A 6,383-nucleotide genomic window follows, 5' to 3' on the forward strand; every position below is an offset into this window, starting at 1 on the left:
TGATTCGGTAAGGAACCGGGAGCACCATCTGCGTAGGCTTGTGGTTTAAGGCTTGCGCCGCCTACGGTCTTGGATAGCCCCCGCCAGGCAGGGACCCCAATCTTTCAATTGGCGCGAATAATCGCGCCAACCTTTGTCTTACGCGTCCAGCGAGCTCTGGTCGATAACCAGACCTGGGCCCATAGTGGTGCTCAGGGTAACGCGCTTGACGTAAATACCTTTCGAGGAAGCTGGCTTGATACGCTTCAGATCAGCGATCAGGGCTTCAACGTTTTCCTTCAGCTTGACGGCATCGAAGCCGATCTTGCCAACGGAAGTGTGGATGATGCCGTTTTTGTCGGTGCGATAACGAACCTGACCAGCCTTGGCGTTTTTAACCGCGGTAGCTACGTCTGGAGTTACGGTGCCGACTTTCGGGTTAGGCATCAGGCCACGTGGACCGAGGATCTGACCCAGCTGACCTACAACGCGCATGGCATCCGGGGATGCGATCACTACGTCATAGTTCAGGTCGCCGCCTTTCATTTCGGCAGCCAGGTCGTCCATACCTACACGGTCAGCGCCGGCAGCCAGAGCGGCCTCAGCAGCTGGACCCTGGGTGAACACAGCAACGCGAACGGTCTTGCCAGTGCCGTGTGGCAGCACAGTAGCGCTACGAACAACCTGGTCGGATTTACGCGGGTCTACACCCAGGTTTACAGCAACGTCGAACGACTCGCTGAACTTGACAGTCGACAGCTCAGCCAGCAGAGCAGCAGCGTCTACAATGTTGTAGGCCTTGCCTGCTTCGATTTTGCCGGCGATAGCCTTTTGACGCTTGGTCAGCTTAGCCATTACACACCCTCCACGTTAAGGCCCATGCTACGAGCAGAACCGGCGATAGTACGCACGGCTGCATCCATATCAGCTGCAGTCAGATCCGCGTTTTTGGTTTTCGCGATTTCTTCCAGCTGAGCACGGGTAACAGTGCCAACCTTAACGGTGTTCGGACGAGCGGAACCGCTGGTCAGACCGGCCGCCTTCTTCAGCAGAACCGAAGCAGGGGTGGATTTGGTTTCGAAAGTGAAGCTACGGTCGCTGTAGACAGTGATGATCACTGGAGTCGGCAGACCTGCTTCAAGACCCTGAGTACGGGCGTTGAAAGCCTTGCAGAATTCCATGATGTTCACGCCGTGCTGACCCAGAGCAGGACCAACAGGTGGGCTTGGGTTAGCCTGAGCGGCCTTCACTTGCAGCTTGATGTAAGCGGTAATCTTCTTGGCCATGAGGCACTCCAATTACGGGTTCGAACGCCTCGAAAGGCTCCCCGGTTACTTGCGCGTTTATCCCAGTGACGACAAAACCCCACAGCCTAGGGCTGCGGGGTTGGGATGCTTGTTCAGCTAGACCTTTTCGACCTGACTGAACTCCAACTCTACCGGAGTAGAGCGACCGAAAATAAGCACTGCCACCTGGACACGGCTCTTTTCGTAGTTAACTTCTTCGACGGTGCCGTTAAAGTCAGCGAATGGACCGTCAGTAACACGAACTACCTCACCCGGCTCAAACAGAGTCTTCGGTTTCGGCTTATCGCTACCATCAGCCACGCGACGCAGAATGGCTTCCGCCTCTTTGTCGGTGATTGGAGCAGGCTTGTCGGCGGTACCGCCAATGAAGCCCATCACCCGAGGAGTATCCTTGACCAAGTGCCAAGTACCCTCATTCATATCCATCTGTACCAGCACATAGCCTGGGAAGAACTTGCGTTCGCTTTTGCGCTTCTGGCCATTACGCATTTCAACCACTTCTTCAGTGGGAACCAGAATTTCGCCGAAGCCATCTTCCATGCCAGCCAGCTTAACGCGCTCAATCAGCGAGCGCATGACATGCTTCTCGTAACCCGAGTAAGCATGCACAACGTACCAACGCTTAGCCACGGGACACCCTTAGCCGACAATCAAGGAAACAAGCCAGCCGAGCAGGGAATCAACACCCCACAACAGCAACGCCATAACGATAACCACAGCAACAACGATCAACGTTGTCTGCGTGGTTTCCTGGCGAGTTGGCCATACGACTTTACGAATCTCGGTGCGCGCTTCCTTAACCAGTACAAAGAACGACTTGCCCTTTGCAGTCTGCAAGCCTACAAAGGCAGCTACAGCAGCAATTACGAGCAAAGCGAGTACACGGTACAGGATCGGCGAAGCAGCGTAATACTGATTGCCAACAACGCCAACAACCACCAAAGCAGCTACTACAAGCCACTTGAGCAGATCGAAGCGAGAGCCTTGAGCTTCAGCCTTAGGAGTCATCTATGAAGATCCTGTGAAAAGAAAGCCAGACACACCGAGTGAATCTGGCAGGTCAGGAGGGAATCGAACCCCCAACCTACGGTTTTGGAGACCGTCGCTCTGCCAATTGAGCTACTGACCTAAAACAAAATCAGGCCGACCATTATGCCGGCCCGAAAAATACATTACAACCGCTTATTCGATGATTTTAGCTACGACGCCAGCGCCGACGGTACGACCGCCTTCACGGATAGCGAAACGCAGACCATCTTCCATCGCGATGGTTTTGATCAGGGTAACAGTCATCTGAATGTTGTCACCTGGCATTACCATTTCAACGCCTTCTGGCAGCTCGCAGTTACCAGTCACGTCAGTAGTACGGAAGTAGAACTGTGGACGGTAGCCTTTGAAGAACGGAGTGTGACGACCGCCTTCTTCCTTGCTCAGAACGTAAACTTCTGCGGTGAACTTGGTGTGCGGCTTAACCGAACCTGGCTTAACCAGAACCTGACCACGCTCAACGTCGTCACGCTTGGTACCACGCAGCAGAACGCCGCAGTTCTCGCCAGCACGACCTTCGTCGAGCAACTTGCGGAACATCTCAACACCGGTGCAGGTGGTGGTGGTGGTGTCACGCAGACCAACGATTTCCAGTGCATCTTGAACGCGAACGATACCGCGCTCGATACGACCAGTCACAACAGTACCGCGACCCGAGATCGAGAATACGTCTTCGATTGGCATCAGGAATGGCTTGTCGATCATACGAACTGGTTCTGGGATGTAGGTATCCAGAGTTTCAACCAGTTTACGAACGGCAGTGGTGCCCATTTCGTTGTCGTCTTTGCCTTCCAGCGCCATACGAGCCGAACCGATGATGATCGGAGTGTCGTCGCCCGGGAAGTCATAAGTGGACAGCAGGTCGCGAACTTCCATCTCAACCAGCTCCAGCAGCTCAGCGTCGTCTACCAGGTCAGCCTTGTTCAGGAAAACCACGATGTACGGAACGCCGACCTGACGGGACAGCAGGATGTGCTCACGAGTCTGTGGCATCGGACCATCAGCGGCCGAGCAAACCAGGATCGCGCCGTCCATCTGAGCAGCACCGGTGATCATGTTCTTCACGTAGTCAGCGTGACCTGGGCAGTCAACGTGAGCGTAGTGACGAATAGTCGAGTTATACTCAACGTGAGCGGTGTTAATGGTGATACCGCGAGCTTTTTCTTCTGGAGCGCTGTCGATCTTGTCGAATTCAACTACGGCCGAACCGAAAACTTCGGAGCAGACGCGAGTCAGAGCAGCGGTCAGAGTGGTTTTACCGTGGTCAACGTGACCAATGGTCCCTACGTTGACGTGGGGCAGGGAACGATCAAATTTTTCCTTAGCCATCGATAACACCCTCAACAGAAGAATTAGACGAACGATATCTACCATTAAAACAAAGGCAGATATTTTCATATCTGCCTTGTTATATGGAGCTCTTGAGCGGATTTGAACCGCTGACCTCACCCTTACCAAGGGTGTGCTCTACCAACTGAGCTACAAGAGCGTAACACTTTGCACAACCTGCAAACTTGGAGCGGGTAGCGGGAATCGAACCCGCATCATCAGCTTGGAAGGCTGAGGTTCTACCACTAAACTATACCCGCGGAGCTTGCAGCTCACGCTAAAAATGGTGGAGGGGGAAGGATTCGAACCTTCGAAGTCGTAGACGTCAGATTTACAGTCTGATCCCTTTGGCCGCTCGGGAACCCCTCCTAAGCGAGCCGGCATTCTATACTATGCCGACCTTCTGTCAAGCATTTTCTCATTAAAAACCTGAGGTTAGCTGCGTTGACACCGCTCCGCTTTGACAACCTGTTTAGGTGTTCGCTGTGGAGCGGGCGCCATTCTATGCAAACTATTCCAGCGGTGCAACCCCCTCACACAGCATTATTTTATGTTTTAACTCATTGAATTCCTTGGAAAGGTTCTGCAACTGCACATCCCCCAATAAACGCTGGCTCTCGGGCGCAATGCGCAACCAATATCCAGGCTCGGGAAGATCCTTTTGCGATGCCTGAACCTTCACACTCATGCCCGCTAGACGCATCTGTAGCGCGGAAAGGCTGCTTTCTTGAGTCAAACCACCCAAAAACAGACACTCCTGTCCGGCATGGCGCGCGCCTTGCACTCCCGCCGAGTCACCAGTCGCCTCACTCAATAAGCGAATATCTTGCTGGGACCCGCGGTACATGCTGAGAGGAGTGACATCTTTTGCACGCAAGGGCGCCTCCTGCTGATGCCAGACGTAATAGAACACATTGAGAACAACGAGCAGCAGGAACAACCAACGCATACAAACCTCAAGTTAAAGGACACGCCATCGCCAACCCTACAAATACCAGGTCAGGGACGATCCGAGCATCAGGCACGACGTCCGCCACCAATCCAGCATCGCCACCGGTAATAAAGACAGCAAAGCGCTCCCCCCAATAGGATCGAGCCATTTCCATCTGGGTCAGAACGAAACCTCTCAACATTAAAGAGCACCCTCGCTCCACCGCCTCGACGGTACTGCGCCCCGGAGCATGGCTCGTCAACGCTTTTTCGGCAGCCAAGTCCCCATAACGGATTTTCCGGGTATGTGTACGTAATTGGTTACGCATCAAGGGCATCCCTGGGCAAATGAATCCTCCAAGGTGCTCTCCTTCGGCATTAATAAAATCGGCTGTCACAGCAGTGCCGAAATCCAGAATCAGACAGGCGCCGGCAGCCAGATGAAAGCCACCGAGCATCGCCAACCAGCGATCCAGCCCCAAGCGTTCATAGTCGTCATAGCCATTCCTGACACCAGACATTTCACTGGCCGACTTTGCGCAAACGACCGAGATGCCGAACGTCTGCTCGAGAATTCGGGTGAGCGCAGCAGTTTCTTCACTGGTTCTTACGCTGACCAACCGACATTTGCGCAACGACAGGCTCTCAAATGCACACAAGCTATCCACCAGAGCCTGATCCGAGTCGACAACACCTTCCGCGAAAAGACCACCAGCAGCCGTATTCAATACGCGCCACTTGATAAAGCTATTCCCACAGTCGAGCTCAAGAATCATCACGCAACCTCAGACTGAGCTCACCACCACTAAATACTTTTTCCACGCCGTCCACCTTCAAGCGCAGCGCACCCTGGCTATCAATACCAAGCACTACGCCTTCTATATGACTAACGCCCGCAACCAAAGAAACCGGGCGACCTTGCCACATGTGATCCTTTTCCCATTCCTCCTGGAACGCAGAGAAACCATGGACCTGATGACGCTGGATATAACCGCGCAGTTGGTCGCTCAGCTCAGCCACCAAGACGTTGCGATCGCAGGTTTGACCCGTCTGGAGTCGAATTGACGTCCATTGCTGGTCAACTTCCTCAGCAACCTGCATGTTCACATTAATGCCTATACCCAGCACCACATGGCAAACATCTGCCGGATCCCCTACTAGCTCAAGAAGAATACCGGCGATTTTCTTGTTCCCGACCAGCACATCGTTGGGCCACTTCAACCCTGCGCCCGCCACCCCCAGCTTTCGCAGGGCATGCATAACAGCCAAACCGACCACCAGACTCAAGCCCTCAAGCTGGCGCATGCCACCTTCAATGCGCAGGACCAGGCTGTAGTAGAGATTTTCAGCAAAAGGGCTTACCCATTTGCGGCCTCTGCGACCGCGACCGGAAATCTGTCGTTCGGCCAATACCAGAAACGGCGCCGCTCGACCCTGATTGATCGCGCGAAGCGCCTCTGCGTTAGTGGAATCGATGGAATCAAAGACTGTAATCGGCCAAACCGCTGCTAAGGCACTAATCTTCAGGGGGTCGAGGAGCGTCAAGGGTGCAGCCAGTTGATAGCCTCTGCCCCGGACTTTGTTTATGGACAACCCGAGCTCAGCCTCAAGATGCTGAAGCTGCTTCCACACCGCACTTCGACTGATTCCCAGGGTAACCCCCAGAGCCTCGCCGGAATGGAATCGACCATCCTTTAATAGATTCAACAACGTCAGCATGCAGGTCTCGCCTCACAATGAGGTCCGAATAATAGCCATGAGCCGGGCGATTGCATAGAAATCAAGCGCACC

General features: G+C 53.9%; 8 protein-coding genes and 4 tRNA genes. All 12 read right to left on the minus strand.

The features are described 5' to 3' along the window. Positions 1–138: 138 nt before the first annotated feature. Entirely contained in the window at positions 139–834 is a 696-nt protein-coding gene (gene rplA / locus ACM6I7_RS27560) for a 50S ribosomal protein L1 (RefSeq protein WP_003228754.1), read from the minus strand. Continuing rightward, on the minus strand, positions 834–1,265 hold the full coding sequence (gene rplK, locus ACM6I7_RS27565) for a 50S ribosomal protein L11 (protein WP_003228756.1): 432 nt from the start codon (positions 1,263–1,265) through the stop codon (positions 834–836). The genes rplA and rplK overlap by 1 nt, the downstream gene beginning before the upstream one ends. A gap of 117 nt (positions 1,266–1,382) precedes the next feature. Next, entirely contained in the window at positions 1,383–1,916 is a 534-nt protein-coding gene (nusG, locus tag ACM6I7_RS27570; RefSeq protein ID WP_025113545.1) for a transcription termination/antitermination protein NusG, read from the minus strand. Between the two features lie 9 nt (positions 1,917–1,925). Then, positions 1,926–2,294: a preprotein translocase subunit SecE gene (gene secE / locus ACM6I7_RS27575; RefSeq protein ID WP_041074957.1), complete on the minus strand. Its 369-nt coding sequence runs from the start codon at positions 2,292–2,294 to the stop codon at positions 1,926–1,928. A gap of 45 nt (positions 2,295–2,339) precedes the next feature. Beyond that, a tRNA-Trp gene (locus ACM6I7_RS27580) sits at positions 2,340–2,415 on the minus strand. A 53-nt stretch (positions 2,416–2,468) separates the two neighbouring features. Further along, a complete protein-coding gene (tuf, locus tag ACM6I7_RS27585; protein ID WP_024014521.1) occupies positions 2,469–3,662 on the minus strand; it encodes an elongation factor Tu in 1,194 nt (397 codons plus the stop codon). Positions 3,663–3,746: 84 nt separating this feature from the next. Beyond that, positions 3,747–3,822: transfer RNA gene (locus tag ACM6I7_RS27590), tRNA-Thr, on the minus strand. A gap of 26 nt (positions 3,823–3,848) precedes the next feature. After that, positions 3,849–3,922 (minus strand) — tRNA-Gly (locus tag ACM6I7_RS27595). A 24-nt stretch (positions 3,923–3,946) separates the two neighbouring features. Continuing rightward, positions 3,947–4,031, minus strand: a tRNA-Tyr gene (locus tag ACM6I7_RS27600). Between the two features lie 142 nt (positions 4,032–4,173). Beyond that, the gene (locus ACM6I7_RS27605; protein WP_027614313.1) at positions 4,174–4,611 is read right to left on the minus strand and encodes a hypothetical protein; all 438 of its coding nucleotides are present in this window, start codon (positions 4,609–4,611) and stop codon (positions 4,174–4,176) included. A gap of 7 nt (positions 4,612–4,618) precedes the next feature. Next, positions 4,619–5,368, minus strand: coding sequence for a pantothenate kinase (locus tag ACM6I7_RS27610; protein ID WP_027614312.1), 750 nt, complete (start codon positions 5,366–5,368; stop codon positions 4,619–4,621). Next, positions 5,358–6,311, minus strand: coding sequence for a bifunctional biotin--[acetyl-CoA-carboxylase] ligase/biotin operon repressor BirA (birA, locus tag ACM6I7_RS27615; RefSeq protein WP_183786271.1), 954 nt, complete (start codon positions 6,309–6,311; stop codon positions 5,358–5,360). Before birA ends, ACM6I7_RS27610 begins: the two co-directional genes overlap by 11 nt. Positions 6,312–6,383: the final 72 nt, after the last annotated feature.

The sequence above is a fragment of the Pseudomonas sp. IT-93MI4 genome, assembly GCF_949767635.1.
In the GTDB taxonomy this organism is placed as follows: Bacteria; Pseudomonadota; Gammaproteobacteria; order Pseudomonadales; family Pseudomonadaceae; genus Aquipseudomonas; species Aquipseudomonas putida_A.